Source organism: Mesorhizobium sp. BHbdii (assembly GCF_053848045.1).
The window spans coordinates 1-786 of record NZ_JBSPKX010000046.1 but is presented as its reverse complement, the minus strand read 5'-3'; the positions used below and the strand labels follow the sequence as shown (position 1 = coordinate 786).

Genomic DNA, 786 nt, shown 5'->3' with positions numbered 1-786 from the left:
ATCTTCGACGGTGCCATCAAGCTGCCGCCGCTCGATGTCGTCACCCAGACGATGGTGCCGCTCGGCTGGCCGGCCGACGCCAATGTCGCGCGCCTGCTCGGCGTCATCGGCCTGATCGCGACCGCGCTCTACGCGCTGCCGCGCACATCGGTGCTCGGCGCCATCCTGCTTACCGCCTATATGGGCGGGGCCATCGCCACCAACGCGCGGATCGGCAATCCGCTGTTCTCGCACACGCTGTTCGGCGTCTATCTCGGCATCATCCTGTGGGGCGGCCTCTATCTGCGCGACCCCAAGGTGCGCGCGCTGATCCCGTTCAGCCGATAGTTTTTCAGGTAATTTTTCAGAGAGAGAAAAATGTTCAGCACCATCTTCATCATCCTCGTCGTCATCATCGCCGCGATCCTCATCTATGCCGCGACACGGCCGAATGATTTCGTCGTCACCCGCACGGCCACCATCAAGGCCGCGCCGGAGGCGATCTTCCCGCTGATCAACGATTTCAGCCGCTGGCCGACATGGTCGCCCTACGAGAAGCTCGACCCCAACATGAAGCGCACGCTCTCCGGCGCGCAAAGCGGCAAGGGTGCCGCCTATGCCTGGGAAGGCAATGGCAAGGCCGGCAAGGGGCGCATGGAGATCGTCAATTCGGTGCCGTCCTCGCTGGTCGCGCTCAAGCTCGATTTCGAGAAGCCGTTCCGGGCCAACAACAGTGTCGACTTCACCTTGACGCCATCGGGCGACACGACCGCCGTGACCTGGGCGTTGCGCGGCAGCCGGCCCTTC

At 63.7% G+C, this 786-nt stretch carries 2 protein-coding genes; both read left to right on the top strand.

The features are described from left to right. Positions 1-327: DoxX family protein (locus tag ACWTU8_RS31705; RefSeq protein ID WP_455851238.1), on the top strand; the 327-nt coding region annotated here is incomplete at its 5' end. Between the two features lie 30 nt (positions 328-357). Further along, a partial coding sequence (locus ACWTU8_RS31700; protein WP_455851237.1) for an SRPBCC family protein occupies positions 358-786 on the top strand: 429 nt, incomplete at its 3' end.